Genomic DNA, 21,232 nt, shown 5'->3' on the forward strand with positions numbered 1-21,232 from the left:
CACCAGGGAGAGATCATGACCACCCAAGCCCACATCCACCGACCGGTCGTGGTCGGTGTCGACGGCTCGCCACACGCATCGCTGGCACTCGACTGGGCCGCAGCGGAAGCAGCGCTGCGCGGCGCCCCGTTGGAGGTGCTTCGGGCCTTCTCGCCCGACTACCCCGCGGCGCGGTCCGCCGGACCCGGGGAACCTGTGCCCCCTCAACCTTCGAGCGCCCTCCAGGCGGCCGCCGAGGACGGCTGCGCCGAAGCAGTCGCCAGGGTCCGTGTCGCTCATCCGACCCTGGCGGCCACCGGCCGGACCCTGCCTGGCGACCCCGGAGCGGCCATAGTCGACGCATCGAGCACGGCGGGCCTCGTCGTCATGGGCGCGAGAGGATTGGGCAGGGTCCGCGGGATGCTCATGGGTTCGGTCTCCTCCTATGTCACGCCTCGTGCACACTGTCCGGTCGTCGTGGTGCGCGAAGCACCCAGTCGGTCGCTGGCCGAGCTGCGGGTGGTGGTCGGCGTGGACGGTACGACCGACTCGACGACGGCCCTTCGGTTCGCCTTCGAGGCCGCGGCCCGTCGTGGGACCGGGCTCACCGTCGTCCACACGTGGGACCTTGACGTCGATACCACCGCGGCCGCCCTGGCGTGGTCGGTGGACTCGCAACAGGCCGACGAGCAGGAGCGATCCCTGGTGGCCGAGGCCGTGGCTGGGTTTGCCGCGGAGTACCCGACCGTCGATGTGCGCCGACACGTCGTGCGCGGCCATCCCGTGGCCGAGCTCGTGCGACAGAGCGAGAATGCGGCACTGCTGGTAGTCGGGACCCGAGGGCGTGGCAGCGTCAGAGGAATGGTCCTGGGTTCGGTGTCGCAGAACGTCCTGCACGACGCACGCTGTCCCGTGGCCGTCATCACCTCGTCGGACGACGCCCCGTCCACCGCACCCACTTCGAGGAAGCACGAGTTCCACCTCCCCGTTCCGCCGGTGCGCGAACGACTCTGACACCCCTGCAGCAGCATGACTTACGCCCTGACACCACCGCGCACGGGAAGCCACGTTGGCGGTATACCCAAGAGGAGGAGCCATGACCAGTGAGAGAACCCAGCCGATTGGCGCCATCGTCGTGGGTGTCGACGGGAGTCCTGCGGACGAGCGGCCACTCGAGGTCGGCATCGCTCAGGGACGCCTGCACCGGCGGCCCGTGCACATCATCCACGCCACGGGCGTCGGAATCGTCCCGTGGACACCGGAGCGCCTCGCGAAGCAGGCCGCCCTCACGGCGGCATGCGTCGAACAGGCGTACGTCCTCACCGACGCGGTAGACATCAGCTCTGCGACTGTGGTCGATGACCAGTCGGCCGCCCTGGTCAACGCCAGCGGCACAGCGTCCCTGATCGTCATGGGAGCCGGTCGACTTGGGACCGTGGGCAGCGTTGTCCTCGGGGCGACTACGGGCAAGGTCGCCAGCCACGCGCGATGCCCGGTAATGGTGGTGCCCGACGCGTGGAGCACTCACGATGACCTTCCCGTGGTGGTGGGTGTCGACGAAGACGTCCATTCGAGTCGCGCCGTGGGCATCGCCTTCGCGGAGGCTTCAGCTCGGCAGGCACCTCTGGTGGCGTTGCATGCCTGGTGGTGGGACGAGGCGAGTCCACTTTCGTCGGAGATCGCCGGGGACCAAGATGTCGACTTGAACGACGAGTGGAGGGCAGTCGCCGCCTCCCAACGCGTGATGATGAGCGAGATGTTGGCCGGCTGGCAGGAGAAGTACCCCGATGTCGACGTCCGCACCCAGTTCGTCCGTGGTGATGCCACCGCAGTCCTGGAGGAGGCCTCAGGAGATGCCCAGCTGTTGGTGGTGGGCAGCCGTGGCAGGGGCGGATTCACCGGTCTGCTCCTGGGCTCGGTCAGCAGCCGAGCCTTGCACCACTCCCTTTGTCCGGTCCTCGTCGTCCCGTCCCTGCCGAGAGGTCCCGAAGCCGACTGATCGACACGATCACTCCGGACGCTCGCGCCGTTCGCCGAGACTCGTCGCAATCATTCAGGCGGTTCGCCCGCTGGTCACAGCAGCGTTGACAGCGACGTCTGGTTGACAGCGACGTCTGGGATGACAGCGACGTCTGGGACGTCTGGAACGACGACCACCGGGCAGGCGGCCCGAGCCAGGACCGCCTGCGCCCCCTTTCCCAACCCACGCGTCGACGCCGTTGCCTCCGTGAACAGTCCGGTTCCGGTTTCGCATCCGAAGCCGACCACCACCAGGCCACCTCGACGCGAACCACGCACGAGAGCGTCCTCCGGGTCCATATGTTGGACCCGCGTCTGCGTCGCCACGGTCGGATACTGGTGCCGGACATCGTCCTCACTCCTGCTCGCAGCGGCCGTCGCGCGCGTACACAGGTCGCGCGCCCACTGGCCGGCCGTGTCAAAGCCATGAGGTGGACGGGACCATTCCCGAGCCGGTGGCAGCGACCAAGCAGCCACGATCGTCAGAGGAACACCGCGCACCTGGGCCGTGTGGGCCGCGAAGTCGAGGGCCGCCTGCGAGCTGGCCTCCCCCGTTGCGCTCACCACCACAGGGAGTACCGCGCGCTCGGGACCCGTTGCTCCTCGCACGATGACGACCGGACAGCGCGCATGGTCCGCCAGGACCATCGAGGTGGAACCGACGGCGCTGGAGACCGGGTCGTCCTGTGACCGCTGACCGACCACGACCAGCGAGGCCCCGGCCGCCGCTTCCGAGAGCACTCCGGCCGGGTGCCCGGTGATGCGCGCTCCACTGACCTGTCCATCCGTCACCAGAGTGCTCGCAATCCGGATCCCTTCGTCTAGTAGGAGATCCCGCACAGATCCGGAGTGCTCCCCACCGGCCCCAGGCAGGGAAGCCAGCGTGCCGGCATACGGAACGACCTGGATGACTCGCAGGGGCAGACCACGACAGGCTGCCTCCCGAGCCGCCCACTTCAGAGCCGCAAGAGCACGCCCCGATCCGTCGTAGCCGATGACGACTGAGGTGCTGCGCTGCATCAGGTTCCTTCCGTCGTCGGGCATCTCACGCCCGTGACTCCACGATGCTCTGACGAGGCTCAGCCCGCCCGGGGCCTTGGTCCCGAATCACGGGCGAGCATGTCCTGCCCAGCGGCGCACCGACACGAACGTCGGGCCATTGGTCCCTGCCCGACGCCCCCGGCAAGCAGGAAAGTGGAGTTGCCAGCAAGGTTCACTGGCACTGACCAAGGAGGCATTCCATGAGCACCAACGTTCGCAACCGCCACCATGGCGACACGCGGACCACCCACGAGGTGGTCCCAGAGACCGCTGGCAACAAGGCTTTTCGCTACGTGGCCGCAGCCACCCGCCTGTCCCTCGGCTGGGTGTTCCTGTGGGCGTTCCTGGACAAGCTGCTGGCACTGGGGTTCTCGACCGGACGCGACGCGAAGACCGATGTGGTCGACACCTTCGGCCCGGCAGCCTGGATCCACGAGGGGTCTCCAACGCTGGGCTTCCTCAAGTTCGGCACCAAGGGTCCGCTGGCAGACTTCTACCAAGGATTCGCCGGTGACTCCTGGGCGAACTGGCTGTTCATGGTGGGCCTCGCCGGCATCGGGCTCGCACTCGTCCTCGGGATCGGCATGCGCATTGCCGCAGCGTCCGGCACAGCGATGCTCGTCATGATGTGGAGCGCCGCCCTGCCGCCGGAGAACAACCCCTTCATGGACGACCACCTTGTCTACGCCTTGGTCCTGGTCATGCTCGCCCTCGCAGGGGCTGGCCGCACCCTCGGCCTCGGCCGCTGGTGGGAGCGTCTGGCGATCGTCCGTCGCCACTCGGTCCTCAAGTAGAGGTCGATGTGATCGCCCGAAGCAGGTCGGACGGGCCCGTCGCGATGCGTCGGGCCCGCACCGGTGACCTGATCCGGTGGAGCGAAAGTTCTGACGCAAATATTTGAGCGGATGACCGGCACGAAGGAGCTGGAGCAGATGTCGCTAGGCGACGATCCACGGACCGATAGGAGACCGCGGGCCCTCGTGGTCTACGAGTCCATGTTCGGGAACACCCAGGCCGTGGCCGAGGTCGTGGCCCTCGGGCTGTCCCGTGACTTCGAGGTCGACCTCATCGAGGTCGGGGAGGCGCCCTCTCCCATCCCTGATGATGTTGCCTTGCTGGTGGTGGGTGCGCCGACCCACGCCTTCAGCCTCAGCCGTGCGAACACCCGTGACAGTGCACGGCAACAGGCTTCCGCAACGGCCCGTCCGTCGGAGTCGGGGCTCCGCGACTGGCTGAGCCGCCTGCAACAGAGCGGCCGCCAAGCCCTGCCGGCGGGCCTGGTCGCTGCGGCCTTCGACACGAAGGTCGCCCGCCCGCGAATGCCTGGCTCCGCCGCGGGTGCAGCCGCAAAGAAGTTGCGCCACCTCGGTGTCCGTGTCGTCGCGGCCCCCCAGACCTTTTACGTCGTAGGGATGCAAGGCCCGCTCGTCGACGGTCAGAGCGACGAGTCGCTCGCGTGGGCCCGTTCCCTGGCCGCCGCATACATGACTTCCGGGAGCGCCACAGCCAGGTGACCACCAATTCGCTGCGGAGCGGATCCAGTCACAGCAGGTGTTGCCAAGCAGCCTCGATGGCACTCAGCGCCTGCCGCGCGCTCTCCGCTTGGCTCGTGGACGTACTGACCAGCACCGCCGAGGGCCACGACTCGCGTTGCGACGCGAGCTTGCTTCCGATGACGAGGTCCGCGTCGCTGTAGCGACTGGGCTCGTGGTCGCGATCTCGCAATCGGGCTGCGAGGACCCGAGCCGGGGCCGTGCACTCAAGTTCAACGAGGGGTGTGTGCAGGTCAATCGCGATGCGGTGGAACAGTTCTCGCTGCTCGGCCGTTGAGAACGACGCGTCCACGACCACAGTCTCGCCGTAGGCAATGATGAACCTCGCCTTGACCGCGAGCGCCTCGTAGACTGCCACGGTGTGGGCAAGCGAGTACATGCCCTGCCCGAAGGCTTCGGGGTAGTGCTCGACGGGGTTGAGGCCGGCCAACTCCTTGCGGATGCGGTCCGCGCTCAGGACCGCTGCGGGCAGACGCGCGCCGAGCTGATCGGCGACCGTTGACTTACCTGATGCGGGTGCCCCTCCCAGAAGAACTAGCCGAGGGAGGCCGGCGCGCAGATGGCGCAGTCCCAAGTCGGCCAACAACTCGGCCTCGAGCGCGGCCTCATCCCTGACCCGGCCAGACGTCGTGCTTTCGCGGATCGCCGACACCTTGGCTCGCATCACCGCTCGGTACGCGATGTAGTGGTGCGACAGCGACTTCGGCTCCACCGCGCCTGAGAACTCGTGGTAGTCGTGCACCAGCTGCTCGGCGACATCGGCGGCCCCGAGATGCTCGATGTCCATGACCAGGCTCGCGAGGTCGTCCACCACGTCCATCCAGCGCAGTGCGTCGTCGAAGTCGAGGCAGTCCAACACCTGCGCTCCCTCCGTCAGGAGGAAGATGTCGTCGGCGAGAAGGTCGCCGTGACCGTCGCGCACCCACCCGTCGCGCGCCCGGTCCTCGAGAAGAGAGCTGCGCCCGGCGACATATGCCGTGGACAGGGTCTCGATCTCGTCGACAACGAGGGGGGACAGGCGGCTGGGAGCCAGTGCCCGCAACCCGGCGACGTTGGACCGCCACCGTTCTCCGAGCGCCGCCGGGCTTCCGGCTGCACTGATCTCGGCGTTGGTTCTCGCCGTCGAATGAAAGACGGCGATCTGCTTCGCGAGCTGGCGTATCGCCCATGTGACGTCAATACCCTGCCTGACGAGGGTCGCGAGGCGGCGATCTGCCGGCATCCGCTTCATCACCAGGACGCTGTCGCGATTCTGGCCACGCCCATCCACGAGGTCGAGCACCTCGAGGTAGACGTCAGGGGCCATCCGGCGGTTGAGTGTGAACTCCCGGCGACAGGCCACATTGCGCCGAGCCGGGGTGCTGAAGTCGAGGAAACCGAGGTTGACAGGCTTCTTGATCTTGTAGGCGTGGTCACCGCACAGCAGCACCACGGCGGAGTGGGTCTCTCGCACTTCCGCGCCCGCGATCGTGCGCTCGTCGGCACCCGGCGAGGTCCGCGCCTGCGACTGCAGATCGCGGTCTACTGTCGGTAGCTCTGCCATCAGTTCAGTCTCGCTGCGCCCCCGCGAAGCCGACAGGGACCTTGGACCCTGTGGACTCCCATCGGTTCGACCGACGATGTAGGACATGGACACCAAACGCACGAACCCGACTGAACAACCCGATCAGGACGACGTCCACGTCACCACTGCGGCAGAGTCATGGGACCTGTTGCGCGAGGGTGTCGTGGGGCGTCTGGCGGTCATCTACGAGGGCGCACCTGAGATCTTTCCCGTGAACTACGCGGTTGACCACGGGACCGTGGTCATTCGCACGGCGGGTGGCACCAAGCACCAAGCCGCCCGCAAGCGTCGGGTGGCTTTCGAGGTCGACGGGTACGATCTCCATGCCGGTGCGGCCTGGAGTGTGGTCCTCAAGGGCCGGGCCGTCGAGGTCTTCGACGTGGACGAGGCGATCGAGGTTCTGAGCCTCCCGCTGATCCCCTGGGCGAAGGGTTCCAAACCACATCTCCTTCGGATCGTCCCCGACTCCATCACGGGCCGGCGGTTCGCCGTCGCCGGAGGCGTGACGCGGGCGTGATCACGTCGACGCGGAGCGCCATCGTCACCGTTCTCCGCGGACTGGCGACGCAACACGACCGGCCGCTACGGGTGGTGGCCAGTGGCAACGCGTCCGCACCGTGGACCCTGCTGCAGCTGCTCGACGACTCGGTGCCACGGTTCGAGTTGTTCATGCTCAACGCGCCATACGGCATACCCACTCGACCGGGAGTTGCCCACGTGACCCCCTTCGTCGGCTCCGGGATGCGGGGCACGGCTGGACTCTCCTACCTTCCCGCGCGCCTGTCCCACGTACCGACGCTCCTTGCCACGAGGTTCGTGCCGGATCTCGTCCTCGTGACGGTGTCGGCACCGATCGCGGGCAGCTGGTCGTTGGGAGCCGAGGTCAACATCCTGCCCGCTGCGATGGAGGTATGCCGTGCGGCCGGCGGCGTAGTTCTTGCCGAGTCACGTTACGACATGCCCTTCACGTTTGGCGACGGCACGCTGCGTGTCGACAACCTCGATGGTGTCCTGACCACCACCAGTGCACAGCGGTCCCACCCGAGGGTTCCGTCCGTTGGTTCCGACATCGTGAGTATCGGCACCCAGGTCGCAGCCCGAGTGCGGTCTGGTTCGACCCTTCAGCTGGGGATCGGCGCCATCCCCGATGCGGTCGTCCCCCGCTTGACAGCTCGTCACCACCTCGGAGTGTGGAGCGAGATGGTCTCGGACGGGATCCTCGACCTCGATCGGGCCGGGGCCCTCGACCGAGAGCGCGACGTTGTTGCCTCCTTCGCCGCAGGCGGCGCGCGGCTGATGGCTTGGCTGCACGAGAACCCGCGAATCCAGATGTTGCGCACCGAGACCGTGAACGACCCGGGACGAATTGCCGCCAACCCGCAAATGACGAGCATCAACACCGCGCTGGCCGTCGACCTGTTCGACCAGGCGAACGGGAGCCACATCGGATCGCGCCTGTACTCGGGGTTCGGGGGCCAGTGCGACTTCGTTGTCGGAGCGATGGACTCCGTCGGCGGTCAGGCGTTGATGGCACTGCGGTCGTGGCATCCGCGGGCCGACGCGTCAGCCATCGTCGGCCTTCTCGAGGGACCGGTGACCTCGTTCCAGCACACGGCCGTCATCACCGAGCAGGGGACTGCCGAGGTCATGGGTTGGGACGCCCAGTCACAGGCCAGGCACCTCATCGATCAGGCGGCTCATCCATCGGTTCGCGCCGAACTCTGGGAGGACGCGAGGGAACTCGGCCTCGCCGATTCAGCTCCGGAAGCGGCCGGTGATGCTCCTCGGACCAGGACGGCGTCTGGGACACGGCAACCGGTGCTGAACGCGACCCTGGACAGGCCGGCCCCTGCCTCTTCAGCCCGAGACTTGGGGGACGACCACGACCGGACACGAAATGTCGTGGAGCACTCGTCGGACCGTCGGTGAGCCGACGAGGTCGGGGCGCGGCCTGGGGTGACGAGAGCCCAGTACGACGAGGTCTGCGTCATCCGCCGCTGCCAGGATGGCCGCCGCTGGTTGCTTGCGTATCGACACCCGGCTGAGCTGCACGTCGGGGTACTTCTCGGCCCATCCGGCCAGCGACTCTGCCATGGCCGCCTCTTCGTTGCCGATCTTGGTCTGCCAACGTTCCGACGGTGTGACCGCGGCACTGAGCCCGATCCGGTCCGAGCCGTGCCAGGCGTGCACCGCCGTGAGACGCAGGTGGCGGGCGTCGGCTTGTGAGAAGGCGAATCCGATTGCGTCGTGGCAACCGGCGGACTCATCGACGCCCACCACGACTCGCCGGGGAACGTCCCGATCCATGTCCCGGGGGCGGATCACTGCCACCGGGCACAGTGCGGACGCCGCCACGGCCAGCGCGGTGGACCCGAGCATGGCGGGAACCAAGCCACCCCGCCCGTGGGCTCCGACACACACGATGGCGGCCTGCCTAGATGACGCGATCAGCGCGGACTCGCCCGATCCGTCGACCACGATGTCGCTCACGCGCAGTCCCGGAGCCACGACTGCAGCGCGCTCCCTCGCCGTAGAGATGACCTTCGCGGCCTCGCCATCCGCACCCCGGCGTCGTCCGTGCGCGTGGACGAGGTGCAGAGCCCGGCGCTCAAGCTGGGCAGTCTCGATGGCCCAGTCGAGCGCGACCAACGACTGCTGCGAACCGTCCAGCCCGGCGACGACCGCGCCCTGTGCCACCACTGTGCTCATCTCGAGACCCTCCAGTCATCCATTCCTGCCCCCGTGTCCTTCCTTGGGACCAAGCCTGTCGCTCGTGACAGCTGTGGCACAGGGCACTTGGTCCCGTCCGGGACCAAGTGCCCTGTGCACGATGGGCTCGATGGCGAACGCTGGAGGTCAACGGACAAGGAAGGAACGGTGGGTGATGTTGGTCGCCGATGTCATGACCTCGCCTGCGGTGAGCATCCGCCGAGGCGCGACGCTCGAGGACGCGATTCAGCTACTCGGAGCAGCCGGGATCAGTGCCCTCCCTGTGGTGGATGCCGAGTTGCGAGTGGTGGGAATCATCTCGGAGGCAGACGTCCTCCGGGAGCCTCTCCCCCCTGACCCCCGAGCTCACCTGCGGCCTCAAGAGGCCATTTCGCGCCGGGACCGCACCGTGGACGAAGTGATGACGGTTGACGCGGTGTGCGCCACAACGCACACCGACTGCTCGGACGTGGCTCTGGCCCTGGCGGACACGGGCTGGAAGAGCATGCCCGTCGTGGAGGAGGGCCGCCTCGTCGGAATGGTGAGCCGCAGCGACATCCTGCGTTCGCTGGCGGTACCCGACACGGTGATCACCCAGGCGGTACTCGGCGCCTTTGCAGCAGCCGGACACCCGGAGTGGGTCGCCGTCGTGCGCTCAGGACATGTGACGATCGATCCCCCCGACACCAACCTCGTTGAGGCTGCACTGGCGACCGCTGCGACCGTGCCCGGTGTTCGGAGCGTGCAGCTCGGGTCAACGGAAGAGGCCCCCGACCACGAGGTGGGGCGAGAGGCATGAAGGACTCCTGCGTCGTGGCCTGGCTCCGGGCTGATCTGTCCATCCGCGTGATGGCACGGGCAACGGCCGAGTCCGCTGTGCGCGGGGCAGATTTGCGCCTGCTGTCAACCGGACCACCCCCACCGCAGTGGTCGTCGTGGCGGTCCGCTGCGGCGAGTCTCGGAGTAACGGCGAGCTGGCATGTTGTCGCCGATGTCTCGCACGCTGGTATGCCGGACGCCTTGCTCGCGGAGGTGGCGCGGGCAACCCTGGTCGTCACCGACACGACCAGCCTTGGGACAGCCGCCCGTTCGCAGCTCGCGCAGGTCGTCGATGTGTACGTCGTGGCGGACCCACGCGTCCAGGCGCTGGCTCGGTTGCGCGAGCCGGCTGTCGTGGTCGGTGTTCCCGACAGCCCTGAGTCAGCACACCTCGTCTCAGCAGCAGGGCGGGAGGCCGACCTGCGTCAGCGGCACCTCATCGTCCTGCATGCCGAGTCGCGAGTAGTCGATGTGCCGGGCCATGGGATGGAACGTCGCTGGTTGATGGCCCTGCCCTCCGACAACACCGGCGCGCCGCACCCCCCGTCGCGAGTGGTCGTCACCCATCGACCCGTGACGGACGCACTGCGCGACCACGTGGAAGGCGACGACGTTCTCGTCGTGGGCGTGCACTCGCCCACCGAGGTGCATGCGGACAGCCTCGACGCGTCACTGTTGGAGGCACCTCCTTGCGACCTCCTGCTCACCCAAGCAGCGCGCCGTCCCGCAAGCGAGACAATTCAGGCATCGCACGGACTGAACCTGACCGTCTAGTGCGGCAGCAGTTCGCGCCCTGTGATCTCGTCGGACCTGATCCGGATCCACACGGAGTCTCCAACGTCCGCCTCACTGATCGGCCAGGGCCGACGGTCGAGACCGTTGAGCTCTGCTGCGGTCTCATCGTCGTCCACGACGGAGGCTGTGCCCGACAGGGCGACGCTCCAGCCAGTAGCTGCTGACGCGTCGTACACGTCCACCTCGAAGCCCATCGGGTCGTGGTCGGCCGCAGCCTCGATCTTGGATCCCCCGCTCGTCCGGAAGTAGACGTCCATGCCTCGTACTACATGGTGAACCGGCAGCACGACGATCTTGCCGTCGCGGGTGAAGGCCACCCTGCCGACGGCCGTCGAGCGAATCCGCTCGAGGCACTCATCGGTGCCCATGACGCGCAGACCGCTGTGGTCGGTGGGGACGTCGGTAGTCATCGCAGGCACCTATTCCTGGGTGTGGATGACAGCCAAGGGGCAGGGCCGCTCGTGGTGCAGCAGCCCTTGGCTCACCGAGCCGAGTAGAAGACCGGTGAACCCTCCGTGGCCGCGGCTGCCGACAACGATGAGCTGTGCCCCTTCAGCCTCCGCGATGATCGCCTCGACCGGCAGCTGGCGGACCAGGACCCTGCGAACGTCCACCTCAGGGTACTTCGCCGACCACGCAGCCACGGCCCCCTGTAGCAGCCGCTCGTGAGCGTCGCCGATGTCCGTGACCTTGTCCTCGCTGAGCCATGAGACGCCGATCCGATCCGGGACGTCGAGCCACCACGCGTGCAGCGCCACCACGGGGGCGGACAGCGTTGAGGCCCGCTCGAAGGCGAAGGCGAGCGCGGCGTCGTTCGCCGGCGAACCGTCCACCGCCACGACGATTGGGGCCGTGGGTGGGCAGTCGAACTCGTGATCGACAACGACGACCGGGCAGGCTGCGTGGGCCACTACCTGGGTCGATGTCGATCCGGCGATGGCTTCGCCGACTGCCGTGTGGTGCCGGCGACCAACAACGATGAGGTCAGCCTTGTGTGAGGCCTCCACCAGAGAGGAGGCAGGCGATCCGAGCGCGGAGTCGATGGTCACTGATGCGCCGGGTGCGCGCGCGGCCGCATAGCTGCGAGCCTCGTTGACGAGTTCACCGGTGAGATCACTCGGCCAGGGTGTTGCTGCTCCGAAGCCCGGCGCGGCGTTGTACAGAACACCACGCGCGACGAACATGTGAAGCGGGGCTTCTCGCCGCGCCGCCTCTTGAACTGCCCAGTCAAACGCGGCGTCGCTCGCTCCGAACACGTCATAGCCCACGACCACCGGGCGGCGTCCTACCTTGGTATCCATTGCTCCTCCAGGGTCCTGGTAATGGGATTGATACGACGATCGTGGCAGCGCCCGCCGAGCGGCCACAGGGTCATTGGTCCCGAACGGATCCCGTCACGGAGTGCGGCGTTCTAGGCGCCTCGGCGACTACTCAGTCCCTAGACCTGCTCCAGGGAATGCCGCTGACGGAGCTGCGATCGCGTCCTCGCTCGCTGGTTCTGGCACCAGTACGACGTCGCAAATTGCCGTCTCCAGGAGCTTCTGGGTGAGTGAGCCGGGAACCGGGCCCCGCAGCCTGCCCTTGCCCCGGTTCCCGAGAACCAATAGGTCCCCCGCTGAGCACGCGGCCAGCAGTGCGTCCGCGACCGGTGCGACCGAGACCGACACCGTGATCGAGGCCGCCGCACCATCCGTCTCAACGTCTTCGACAGCGTCAGCGCATTCCCGCTCGGCCCGGCCGACAGCGGCGGCCAGGTGCGGCTGGCCCGGAAGGACCGCCTGCACCACGACGAGGGCGATGTGCCGAGCGGCCGCCTGTGCCGCGGCGTAGGAGAGCGCGTGATGTGACCACGACTGAGGAGTGAGGCCGACCACCACTGTTGGCTGTTGACCGGTCGAGACCTCAGGGCCGTCCGGCGCGGCAAGCATCAGCGGCGCTGTGGCGCTGTGTGCGAGCCGGAGGCTCGTCGACCCCAGCGAGAAGGCGCGTTGACCGCCTCGACCGTGCCCACCGAGGACCAGCAGGTCGGTCTCGGCCAGAAGGGCCGTCAGCTCCGGTGCCTCGAGAGGCACGACGAGGGGACGAACGCTCACGGCTGGGTCGATCTCGCGAGCCCACGCCAAGCCCGTTCGTGCCATGCCTGTCGCCGTGGACAGAGCGTCGTGCTCGCCACGAGCGACGTCTGCAAGTCGGTCAGTTCGTGCATCGCGAAGGTCGGGGATCGACAAGATGACGAGGTCTGCGTCCCTGCGTACCGCTTCGAGAGTTGCAGCGGTGACGGCGCGGTGGCTGTGCCACGACCCGTCGCATCCCACAACCACGGTCCTGGGTGTCTTCACTGGCATGGTCTCCACCGTCCTCACGCCCGACCACGTAGTCGTGACCGGTTGCATGCCAGCATCACTCGCCGGACGAGTCGTCACCGGGGCCTTTGGTCCCGGGACTGTCACCGGTAACCAGGTGACGACCAGCTGGAGGTACGGGGGGCCAGGACCCCGCCACGTCGTCGGTTTCAGGATGACCCGGTCTCGACGCGCGTCGCGGGCCGAGGGGTGTGCCCCGTCGTGGTGGCGAGGTAAACCGCCGCCTGGGTCCGGTTCTCCATGCCCGTCTTGCCCAGCGCGACGTCACGTAGTTCTTCACAGTCTTCTCGGGCAATGACAGGGTCTCACCGATCTGACGGTTGGTCAGGCCTTCAGCGATGTGTTCCAGGATGCGGCGCTCCTGCGGGAAGAGCTCGGCGAGCCGTGGGTCCTGCACGTGGCGACCACCGAGACTCCGTCGCGCGGCCGTGTCACGCGATGCAGGGGGTCCAGAACAGGACAAGAGTTCAGGACAGTCAAGACCTGGCCGCCCAGCGAACTGGCTGGATATCAGCGCGTCACGACGGGTCGAAAGTCCCTGTCACCCCACCGAGGAGGGAGAGACGGTGGAGGTGACCAGCAAAGGAGAAATCCCATGTCGACCACGATGGCCGCGCCCCCGACCCCGCGACAGTCTCCCAACTACCCCGTGCGAGTGCAGGCCGCTTCCCAACCGCACGCGTCGCGGTGGCTGTGGCTCGTGAAATGGCTGCTCGTCATCCCGCACGTCGTCGTGCTGGCGTTCCTCTGGATCGCCTTTGTGGTGCTGAGCCTGGCGGCGTTTGTAGCGATTCTCGTCACGGGCCGCTACCCCCGGGCACTGTTCGACTTCAACGTGGGAGTGATGCGCTGGAGCTGGCGTGTTTCCTACTATGGGTACAGCGCTCTCGCCACCGACCGGTACCCGCCGTTCACGCTCTCTGACGTTCCCGACTACCCGGCGCACCTCGAGGTCGACTACCCCGAGCACCTGTCCCGGGGGCTGGTGCTCGTCAAGTGGTGGCTGCTTGCATTGCCGCACTACCTGGTGGTCGGCATTCTCGCCGGTGGTGGCACGTGGTGGATCGCGACCGATGACTCGCCAGCGCGCTTTGCCTGGGGTGGCGGACTGGTCGGACTCCTCGTGCTGGTCGGGGCGGTTGTGCTTGCCCTCACCGGTCGGTACCCGCGTTCTGTGTACGACTTGGTGATGGGGCTGAACCGGTGGGTTCTGCGGGTGTGCGCCTATGCCGCTCTGATGACTGACGATTACCCCCCCTTCCGCCTCGACCTGGGTCCCGACGAGCCCGGCGGGACGGATGTCTCCACGGGCCCGGGGCAACGGGGTCCGGCCGCACCGACCGCGCCGGCCGTGGCGTCTGCCGCGCCCCCCTCGCCCGCCGTGGCAACGACCAGCAGACGGGGTTCGGAGGCTCGGGCCGGCTGGACCGCAGGCAGGATCGTCAGTGTGGTCGTCGGTTCCGTCCTGGGACTGACCGCCTTGGCCATGCTGACCGGGGGTCTGTCGCTGCTGGTCGCCGACACCGCCCTGCGTGACGGTTCGGGTTACGTCAGTTCTGCCGAAGGGCACGTGAGCAGCTCCGGGTATGCCGTGGCGATGCCTTCCCTGCGCATCGACACCGCACCCGGCGCCACGATGCTCCCGCGACGGATGCTGGGGGACGTGCGACTCCAGGCCACGGCTCCCGAAGGCGAGTCCGTGTTCCTCGGCATCGCCCCTCGAGCGAAGTCCAGCAGTACCTGGGCAACGTGGCCCGGTTCGTCCCAGACTCAGCTTGGGCGGGAGGCCGCGAAATCACCGGCATTGCACCGACAACGCCGCCGACCGCGCAGTCCATCTGGGATGTGTCAGCGGTCGGCACCGGTTCGCAGGAGCTGAACTGGACTCAACGCAGTGGTGACTGGGCATTGGTGCTCATGAACGCCGACGGTTCCCCCGATGTGAGCGCGCAGGTCAGGGTTGGTGCCCGGCTGCCCTGGCTGGGTCGGGCCGGGATCGCCGTGCTGATCGGAGGCCTCATCCTTCTTGTCAGTGGCGTCTCCTTGGTCGCCACGGCAGCTCGACGCGCGAGCCGTCGACTCTCCGGACTCGGCACCGACGAGAGTCGCAGCACCTCGACGGCGCAGCCATTCGAGTACCAGATCGAGTCCTTCACCCTGCACGAACAGCCCGCGCTGGTGGTTCGTGGCACGATCGGTCAAGGCCAGTTCGGCTCCTTCCTCAGCGCTGCGTTCACGCGCGTGAGCGAGGTCGCCCCGGCTGACGGGATGCACGTCTCCGGACCCCCTTTCGCCCGGGTGCACCCCGAGCCTGACGGAACGTTTTCAGTGGAGGCAGGCTTCCCCGTGAGTGGCATGCTGCTCGGGCAGGGAGACGTCAAGGCGACTCACCTACCCGGGGGGTCTGCGCTGCGGACGACCCATCGGGGCGGCTATGCGGAGACTCGGAACGCGCACCAGGCGTTGCACGCCTACGCATCCGCGCATGGCATGAGTCCGAGCGGTGATGCTTGGGAGGTCTACCTCGATGCTCCGGATGTCGCTCTGCCCAGGACACTGGTGGTACTACCGACTCGACCTTCGAGCGAGGCTTCCACGAGTGCGAAGGGTTGACCCGACGGGGTTGACCACCGGGCGTGCTACGGACGCTGAAAGCCCGGGGGCGGGCCGCCGAGGTTCGCTATCGACCACTCGACGTACGCCTGTACGGCGGTGGGTAGGGTCATGAAGATTCGCTCCTCCCCCACTCTCGCAAGGAATCCGGTGCGCTGGAGATCGTCTCGCAGGTCCTGCTTCACCCGGGCCATCGCGAAGACCACCCCTCGTCGGCCGACCTCCTGGCGAAGTGACTCCAAGATGTCAGCCGCTGTGAGGTCGACGGTGACGTTGGCCTCGGCGTTGAGCAGGAACCATCTGGCTGGCGCGGGTGCCGCGTCGAGGGCTGCCAACGCCCGCCTCGTGAAGTCCTGAGCGTTCGCGAAGAACAGGGGTGAGTCATAGCGGTAGACCACCAGTCCGGGTACGGGTGTGGCCTTCGGATAGTCGTCGATGTCGTGCATCCCGGGAAGGCCGGGCACGTAGCCAAGGATGCCATCGTGAGGGCGGGTGACGCGGTGGACCAGGTCCAGCACGGAAAGGGCGACGGCCACGAGGACCCCCTGGAGCGCTCCGAGAACCAGTACAGCGGCAGTGGTGCCGACGGCGAGCGCGAGCTCCACACGGCGAAAGGCAGCGATGCGGCGGAATTCGGGCAGGTCCACCAGACGCACCGCGGCATATACGACCATCGCCCCGAGGGCTGCCCGTGGGAAGGCGGCCATCACCGGTCCGAGGAACGCGACGGAGAGCACGACGGCACCCAGCGCCACGAGCGAATAGAGCTGGGTCCGGCTGCCCAGCGAGTCGCCGATCGCCGTCCGGCTCCCGCTACTGCTCACGGGAAACCCCTGGGCCGCACCGGAAGCGAGGTTTGCGGCGCCGAGAGCCAGGAGCTCCTGGTTGGCGTCGAGGGCAGTCTCGTTGCGTGCGGCGAAAGCGCGAGCTGTCAGCACGTTGTCAGAGAACGCGACCATGGCGACTCCGAGGGCCGCAGGCAGGAGCGTCAGCAGATCCTCCGGCCCCATGTGTGGCAGCTGGAGAGCAGGGACCCCGCGCGGGATGGCTCCCACCACCGACACACCCGTCGCATCGAGGTCGAAGAGGGCAACGACCCCGGTTGCCAGAAGCATCCCGATGAGGGGGACGGGGGCCTTCGGGAAGTACCGGCTCGCAAGAAACAGGAAGGTCAGGACGAGAAGAGCCAGGACTGCCGTGGGAGGGTCGACGTCCCCCAGGTGACGCAGGACGAAGCCGACCTCCTCCACCGGTGAGTCGCCCTCCACCGTCAGCCCGGTGACCTTGCCCAGTTGGGTCACCACCATGAGTAGGGCCACTCCCGCCATGTAGCCGACGAGCACCGGCCGCGAGAGCAGGTCCGCCAGGAAACCCAGACGTGCCACCCAGGCGACCACGCAGATGAGGCCCACCAGACCCGCGAGCACGGCGGCAAGGGCCGCGTACCTTTCCGGCTGCCCTGCTGCAAGACCCGCCAGCGCCGTGGCGGTCATCAGGGCGGTGGTCGACTCAGGGCCCACGGACAACTGGGGTGACGACCCCATCACCGCATAGACGAGCAGTGACACCGAGGCAGCCCATAGCCCCGCCACTGCGGGGAGCCCGGCGACCTCGGCATACGCCATCACCTGCGGGATGAGGTATGCCGCAACCGTGACCCCGGCCAGGACGTCACCACGCAGCCACCCCCGCTTGTAGCCGGCGAACGCTGCGACACCCGGCGTCACCCGGCCCCAACGCCGTCCACCCTGCGATCGCAGCCGGCTCACGTCGCTGGCCTGAGGCCGCCGCGGGTCAGAAGAGTCATCACGCCACGCCTCCTCCCGGTGTCCAGCGTCCCATTCTCACGTCCGCCGGAACACCTGTCACAGGGCCAAGATCCCGGGCCGCGCCCGCCCAATTCCGTGACCGAGGCCGGTTTCGTGCCGATGTCGATCATGTCGTCCAGGGTCCTGAGGTAGTTCACTGGCCGCGTTGAGCCCGACCGCCCTGCGCGGCGAGTGCTGATTCAGGCAGCGCCGCCCGAAGTGCCGCCGCCAGGCCTCCCGCAACCACCTCGCGCAGCTCGTACCGTGCCCGCACAACCGGTACGGGGACGGAAAGCACTCGTGTCAGGTCGATCGGCGTGCCGCTGACCACCGCGTCGCAGACCCCTGCATCCACGGCTGCCCGGATCGTCGCCTCGAGGTCGCGTACCTGCGCCGCGCCGTAGCCCATGGCCGGTAGGACGCCACGGGCGTTCGCATACTTGGCGTACGTTGGGGCGATGCACCCCACGGCATACGGCACCGGGTCGACGATCTCGGAGGCCCCAGCCGCCCGGGCGCCGACCACGCCGGCGCCGTAGGTCATGGATCCGTGGGTGAGCGTCGGGCCGTCCTCGACGACGATGACACGACGCCCGTGCACTGCCGCAGCGTCGTCGACGGTCACCGGGCTGTCAGCCCGCAGGACGGTCGCGGCGGGGTTGAGGGAGCGCACTGACGCCTCGACTGCCTCGATGTCGGCCCTTCGCGCCGAGTCGCACTTCGCGACGACGACGACATCGGCCATGCGGACGTTCGCCTCCCCTGGGTGGTATGCCGCCTCGTCGCCCGGGCGCAGCGGGTCGGCGAGCACGATGTGCAGGTCGGGCACGAAGAAGGGAAGGTCGTTGTTGCCGCCGTCCCAAAGAGTGACGTCTGCCTCCCGCTCCGCTTCGCGCAGAATGCGCTCGTAGTCGACGCCCGCGTAGACGACTCCCCCCGCGTCGATGTGCGGCTCGTACTCCTCGCGTTCCTCGATGGTGCAGTGGTGTCGGTCGAGGTCGGCATAGGACCCGAACCGCTGGACGGCCTGCGCGGCGAGGTCGCCGTAGGGCATGGGGTGCCGGACCGCTACGACCCGCAGGCCGTGGTCGCGCAGGATCCTGGATAGGTAACGGGTGGTCTGGCTCTTGCCAACACCGGTGCGCACCGATGTGACCGCGACGACCGGCTTCGTGCTGCGCACCATGGTGCGCCGGGCGCTGTGGAGACGGAAGTCCGCGCCCGCACCGATACACCGCGACGCCAGGTGCATGACCTCCTCGTGGCGCACGTCGGAGTAGGCGAAGACAACCACCTCCACGCGCTCGCGCTCCAGGAGATCGGTCAGCTCCGACTCTGCCACGATCGGGAGGCCGTCCGGATAGAGCGCCCCGGCAAGCTCTGGCGGGTAGCGACGTCCCGCGATGTCGGGAATCTGCGTCGCGGTGAAGGCGACGACCTGGTGGCTCGGGTCGTCGCGGAAGACGACGTTGAAGTCGTGGAAGTCGCGCCCGGCAGCGCCGAGGATGACGACGCGGGTGCGGGGTGAGTTGGTGCTGGTCACGGCCATCTCCGCGACTGGGTCACCGACGTGACCGATCCACCCAGTGTGGGAGGTCTCTCGTTTCCAGCGTCCGCGTCAGCGGTCATGGCGGCGGCCGATCAGGAAGTAGGCGCACGGCCCCACGAAGTTCACGAAGGTGGCGCCGACCCACACCCAGCGTGGTCCGTTGACCTGTTCCGGCGCGCGATGACGCAGGTCTCGAAGGGCTGCGAGCTGAAGAGCCACCTGCGCGAGCGCCCCCGCCACGACCACGCGGCGCTGAAACTGGCTCAGGTCAGCCCAATTGCTCTTCCCCATGATGGTCTCCCTCGGAACGTCATTTGACAGTGAAGTCTTGTCGTCCGTGGCTGGGCCGTTGCCCTCCCCGCCGGAGGGGTCGTCGGTGGACAGGGTCACGATGTATGCCAGGTCCCAGCCGACTGCTGAACGACAATGCGCCGAAGCCTCCGGTGCCGGTGCCACCCATGGTCGAACCCCGGGCGACCTCGATCCCAGCGGCGGTGCGGATCGTCCAGCCGAAGGTGGCCTCGAACGACGCCCCGAGTCCCGTGAAGGTCACCTTTCCGGCCCTGCGGATGCCCCCCTCCTGCGGGGCGGTGATCCATGCCTGAGCCTGGACCTCGAGCGGGACGGCCCGCTTGGTGGCGGTGCCGATACGCAGGGCTCCCCACACGTCCGCGGGTTTGCCGTCCCTGGTGATCGTCACGCTGGTCGCCGGCGTCCCGCTCCGGGCGGCCGCGGCGGTGGCGGTGTAGATGAGCTGCTGGAGGGCGGTCGCGGCGACCTCGCTGCCGAGGTTGGTGTTCGCGAACGCGTCAGCGGACAGGTCGACCGCGACGTTGTTCCCCGTCTGCTGCACCGTAATCCGGCTGGCGGGTCGCCACGGCGTCATGTAGTCCGTGTCGAGTGGGGCCAGTCGGGTCATGGCGCTCACGGCTGAGGCGACGGTTCCGCCCGTGTCGGGCACGGTACGGAACGCGCGGTACAGCTTGAATGAGCGCTGGGACTCGGCGACGTAGTAGACGGGGATGCTCTTGAGGGTGGTGGCCGCCGTCGGAGTTGACGGGGTCGTGGTGGACGGGATGGTCGTCGACGTGGTCCCCGATGGGCGGGGCGACGCCGGGGTGACGAGCGTGCTGGATGAGGGCCGGCCCGGGCCGTCTGCGCCGCCGCACGCCGCGACGGAGGCAACGGATGCGGGGACGATGAGCGCGCCCGCGACCACCTGCGTCGACTGACCTCTCATGACTCCTCCTCGGAACGTTGCTTCCTTCCAGTGCAGAGCGGAAGGAAGCCGCGGACAAGGGCCGAAGGGCCCGTCACGGAGAGGACCGACCTGGGTCCACACGAACCAGGTCCTCAGCTCTGGCGGATCCGGGACCAAGGTCCCTGCTGCGATCTCGCCAGAGGTGAGAGAAAGGGGGTGTCGCAATCGGCAACGACGGCGACACCGAAGGGAACCACCACCCTCGGTCCCACGGGCCAGACCCGCGGGACACGCCCTCGACGACGGGATGTGGTGGCACGGGTTCTCATCGGCGCTGCGTGCAACGTCGGCAACGCAGACGAGGCCCCGGACGATTCTTGAATCGCCCGGGGTCTCGCCATGTCGGGCCGAAAAGCGTGGCTGCAGGGAAGCTTGGCGCCTGTCCCTGCGTGAACGGAGACTGATCAACTTCGAGGCACCCCGCCGAAGAATTTCATGGGCATGGCACAGGACGATCCAAGCACTCGATCGAATCAGCCACAGGCGGCCTACGGCCAGGCTCCCCCATCCGCATCGATCTTGACGGGGTCGGAACCGAGTGCCGTGGCAACAAGTGCGCCAGCGCGGCGGCGGCGCCGCCCTTGTGTTGGGCCATGTACAGATGCGCGGCGGCCGCGTATACAGGAACCATGGCGTGGTGCTCAGCTATAAGCCCACCGAAGGAGCTGGCTCTGGTCCGCGCGAGGCGATGTGGTTGGCCCGTGGGCTGTCCGACAATCGCACACTCGTTGCCCGTTACGACAGGTGCCAAGTTGCTGTCCCACCGTATTGGTGGAGCGTCCACGGCCTGCAAGAGCGGTCGACTCCAGAAGCAAGAGTGGTCATTCAGACCGCCGGTTGGGACCAGTCATGTCGGCAACGGAGTTTCACATCACCATCGGATACTCGCCCGCCTCGGACGGATGGGGGTTTGTGGGCAGCGTCAAGATCGAAGAGCACGAGTGCTATCGGACAATGCAGGGCTTCACGACACCAACCGAGGCCCTCCAAGCAACCCAGCTGATCGTCGGTGACGCCCTCGGAGTTTTGCTGGCAGGACAAGAGTGGCGCGCTTTGGGCCAAGGGACGGGACACGCGCCGACCCGTCAGGACCTGAAGTTCGGGCTTTCAACCTCGGATTCGCGCGGCGGCGGCTCGCAGCGCAGCTCATAGGTCGGGC

Annotated in this window: 21 protein-coding genes and 2 pseudogenes; 12 read left to right on the forward strand and 11 right to left on the reverse strand. The window is 67.8% G+C overall.

Translation table 11 applies throughout. From position 1 onward, the window contains the following. Positions 1-15: 15 nt before the first annotated feature. Both AC1DXJ_RS14935 and AC1DXJ_RS14940 read left to right on the forward strand, forming a co-directional pair. Complete coding sequence (locus AC1DXJ_RS14935) at positions 16-993, forward strand: universal stress protein (protein ID WP_477637381.1); 978 nt, start codon at positions 16-18, stop codon at positions 991-993. 82 nt (positions 994-1,075) lie between these two features. Further along, a complete protein-coding gene (locus AC1DXJ_RS14940; RefSeq protein WP_477637382.1) occupies positions 1,076-1,978 on the forward strand; it encodes a universal stress protein in 903 nt (300 codons plus the stop codon). Between the two features lie 74 nt (positions 1,979-2,052). On the opposite strand, the gene AC1DXJ_RS14945 is transcribed toward AC1DXJ_RS14940, so the two are convergent. Then, complete coding sequence (locus tag AC1DXJ_RS14945) at positions 2,053-3,018, reverse strand: universal stress protein (RefSeq protein WP_477637383.1); 966 nt, start codon at positions 3,016-3,018, stop codon at positions 2,053-2,055. A 221-nt stretch (positions 3,019-3,239) separates the two neighbouring features. Between AC1DXJ_RS14945 and AC1DXJ_RS14950 the strand changes: the two genes are divergently transcribed. After that, positions 3,240-3,833, forward strand: a complete 594-nt coding sequence (locus AC1DXJ_RS14950) for a hypothetical protein (RefSeq protein WP_477623692.1) — start codon at positions 3,240-3,242, stop codon at positions 3,831-3,833. A gap of 111 nt (positions 3,834-3,944) precedes the next feature. Then, positions 3,945-4,553, forward strand: coding sequence for a flavodoxin family protein (locus tag AC1DXJ_RS14955; protein WP_477637384.1), 609 nt, complete (start codon positions 3,945-3,947; stop codon positions 4,551-4,553). A gap of 28 nt (positions 4,554-4,581) precedes the next feature. Here AC1DXJ_RS14955 and AC1DXJ_RS14960 read toward each other — a convergent pair whose 3' ends face one another. Beyond that, positions 4,582-6,135 (reverse strand): bifunctional aminoglycoside phosphotransferase/ATP-binding protein, encoded by a 1,554-nt coding sequence (locus tag AC1DXJ_RS14960; protein WP_477637385.1) that lies wholly within the window; start codon positions 6,133-6,135, stop codon positions 4,582-4,584. Between the two features lie 85 nt (positions 6,136-6,220). Here AC1DXJ_RS14960 and AC1DXJ_RS14965 point away from each other — a divergent pair, with 85 nt between their 5' ends. Further along, on the forward strand, positions 6,221-6,673 hold the full coding sequence (locus tag AC1DXJ_RS14965; RefSeq protein WP_477623688.1) for a pyridoxamine 5'-phosphate oxidase family protein: 453 nt from the start codon (positions 6,221-6,223) through the stop codon (positions 6,671-6,673). After that, complete coding sequence (locus AC1DXJ_RS14970; RefSeq protein ID WP_477637386.1) at positions 6,670-8,085, forward strand: acetyl-CoA hydrolase/transferase C-terminal domain-containing protein; 1,416 nt, start codon at positions 6,670-6,672, stop codon at positions 8,083-8,085. The genes AC1DXJ_RS14965 and AC1DXJ_RS14970 overlap by 4 nt, the downstream gene beginning before the upstream one ends. On the opposite strand, the gene AC1DXJ_RS14975 is transcribed toward AC1DXJ_RS14970, so the two are convergent. Continuing rightward, entirely contained in the window at positions 8,014-8,865 is an 852-nt protein-coding gene (locus AC1DXJ_RS14975) for a universal stress protein (RefSeq protein WP_477637387.1), read from the reverse strand. The genes AC1DXJ_RS14970 and AC1DXJ_RS14975 overlap by 72 nt on opposite strands. 193 nt (positions 8,866-9,058) lie before the next feature. Here AC1DXJ_RS14975 and AC1DXJ_RS14980 point away from each other — a divergent pair. From AC1DXJ_RS14980 to AC1DXJ_RS14990, 3 genes and pseudogenes are all read left to right on the forward strand, one after another. After that, a pseudogene (locus tag AC1DXJ_RS14980) lies at positions 9,059-9,196 on the forward strand (CBS domain-containing protein); the annotation flags it as partial. Positions 9,197-9,286: 90 nt separating this feature from the next. Next, positions 9,287-9,664: a CBS domain-containing protein gene (locus AC1DXJ_RS14985; protein ID WP_477637484.1), complete on the forward strand. Its 378-nt coding sequence runs from the start codon at positions 9,287-9,289 to the stop codon at positions 9,662-9,664. A 209-nt stretch (positions 9,665-9,873) separates the two neighbouring features. Then, the gene (locus AC1DXJ_RS14990) at positions 9,874-10,458 is read left to right on the forward strand and encodes a hypothetical protein (protein ID WP_477637388.1); all 585 of its coding nucleotides are present in this window, start codon (positions 9,874-9,876) and stop codon (positions 10,456-10,458) included. On the opposite strand, the gene AC1DXJ_RS14995 is transcribed toward AC1DXJ_RS14990, so the two are convergent. The 4 genes and pseudogenes from AC1DXJ_RS14995 to AC1DXJ_RS15010 form a co-directional block, all read right to left on the reverse strand. Beyond that, the gene (locus AC1DXJ_RS14995) at positions 10,455-10,889 is read right to left on the reverse strand and encodes a pyridoxamine 5'-phosphate oxidase family protein (protein ID WP_477637389.1); all 435 of its coding nucleotides are present in this window, start codon (positions 10,887-10,889) and stop codon (positions 10,455-10,457) included. The two genes, AC1DXJ_RS14990 and AC1DXJ_RS14995, sit on opposite strands and share 4 nt — an antisense overlap. 9 nt (positions 10,890-10,898) lie before the next feature. After that, positions 10,899-11,846, reverse strand: a complete 948-nt coding sequence (locus tag AC1DXJ_RS15000) for a universal stress protein (protein ID WP_477637390.1) — start codon at positions 11,844-11,846, stop codon at positions 10,899-10,901. A gap of 60 nt (positions 11,847-11,906) precedes the next feature. Further along, complete coding sequence (locus tag AC1DXJ_RS15005; RefSeq protein ID WP_477637391.1) at positions 11,907-12,872, reverse strand: universal stress protein; 966 nt, start codon at positions 12,870-12,872, stop codon at positions 11,907-11,909. A 119-nt stretch (positions 12,873-12,991) separates the two neighbouring features. Further along, a pseudogene (locus tag AC1DXJ_RS15010) lies at positions 12,992-13,236 on the reverse strand (response regulator transcription factor); the annotation flags it as partial. Positions 13,237-13,437: 201 nt separating this feature from the next. On the opposite strand from AC1DXJ_RS15010, the gene AC1DXJ_RS15015 reads away from it, so the two are divergent. Then, positions 13,438-14,721 (forward strand): DUF4389 domain-containing protein, encoded by a 1,284-nt coding sequence (locus tag AC1DXJ_RS15015; protein ID WP_477637392.1) that lies wholly within the window; start codon positions 13,438-13,440, stop codon positions 14,719-14,721. Between the two features lie 38 nt (positions 14,722-14,759). Next, positions 14,760-15,455 carry a GyrI-like domain-containing protein gene (locus tag AC1DXJ_RS15020; RefSeq protein ID WP_477637393.1) on the forward strand — a complete coding sequence of 232 codons (696 nt, stop codon included), beginning with the start codon at positions 14,760-14,762 and terminating at the stop codon, positions 15,453-15,455. 26 nt (positions 15,456-15,481) lie between these two features. On the opposite strand, the gene AC1DXJ_RS15025 is transcribed toward AC1DXJ_RS15020, so the two are convergent. From AC1DXJ_RS15025 to AC1DXJ_RS15040, 4 genes are all read right to left on the reverse strand, one after another. Then, positions 15,482-17,224: a SulP family inorganic anion transporter gene (locus AC1DXJ_RS15025; protein ID WP_477637394.1), complete on the reverse strand. Its 1,743-nt coding sequence runs from the start codon at positions 17,222-17,224 to the stop codon at positions 15,482-15,484. Positions 17,225-17,417: 193 nt separating this feature from the next. Next, positions 17,418-18,806, reverse strand: a complete 1,389-nt coding sequence (locus tag AC1DXJ_RS15030) for a cyclic 2,3-diphosphoglycerate synthase (RefSeq protein ID WP_477637395.1) — start codon at positions 18,804-18,806, stop codon at positions 17,418-17,420. Between the two features lie 75 nt (positions 18,807-18,881). Beyond that, on the reverse strand, positions 18,882-19,103 hold the full coding sequence (locus tag AC1DXJ_RS15035; protein ID WP_477623678.1) for a PLDc N-terminal domain-containing protein: 222 nt from the start codon (positions 19,101-19,103) through the stop codon (positions 18,882-18,884). Between the two features lie 19 nt (positions 19,104-19,122). Then, positions 19,123-20,052 (reverse strand): Gmad2 immunoglobulin-like domain-containing protein, encoded by a 930-nt coding sequence (locus AC1DXJ_RS15040; protein WP_477637396.1) that lies wholly within the window; start codon positions 20,050-20,052, stop codon positions 19,123-19,125. A gap of 870 nt (positions 20,053-20,922) precedes the next feature. Between AC1DXJ_RS15040 and AC1DXJ_RS15045 the strand changes: the two genes are divergently transcribed. Next, the gene (locus AC1DXJ_RS15045; RefSeq protein WP_477623676.1) at positions 20,923-21,225 is read left to right on the forward strand and encodes a hypothetical protein; all 303 of its coding nucleotides are present in this window, start codon (positions 20,923-20,925) and stop codon (positions 21,223-21,225) included. Positions 21,226-21,232: the final 7 nt, after the last annotated feature.

The sequence above is a fragment of the Pedococcus sp. P2_D9 genome (assembly GCF_056404275.1).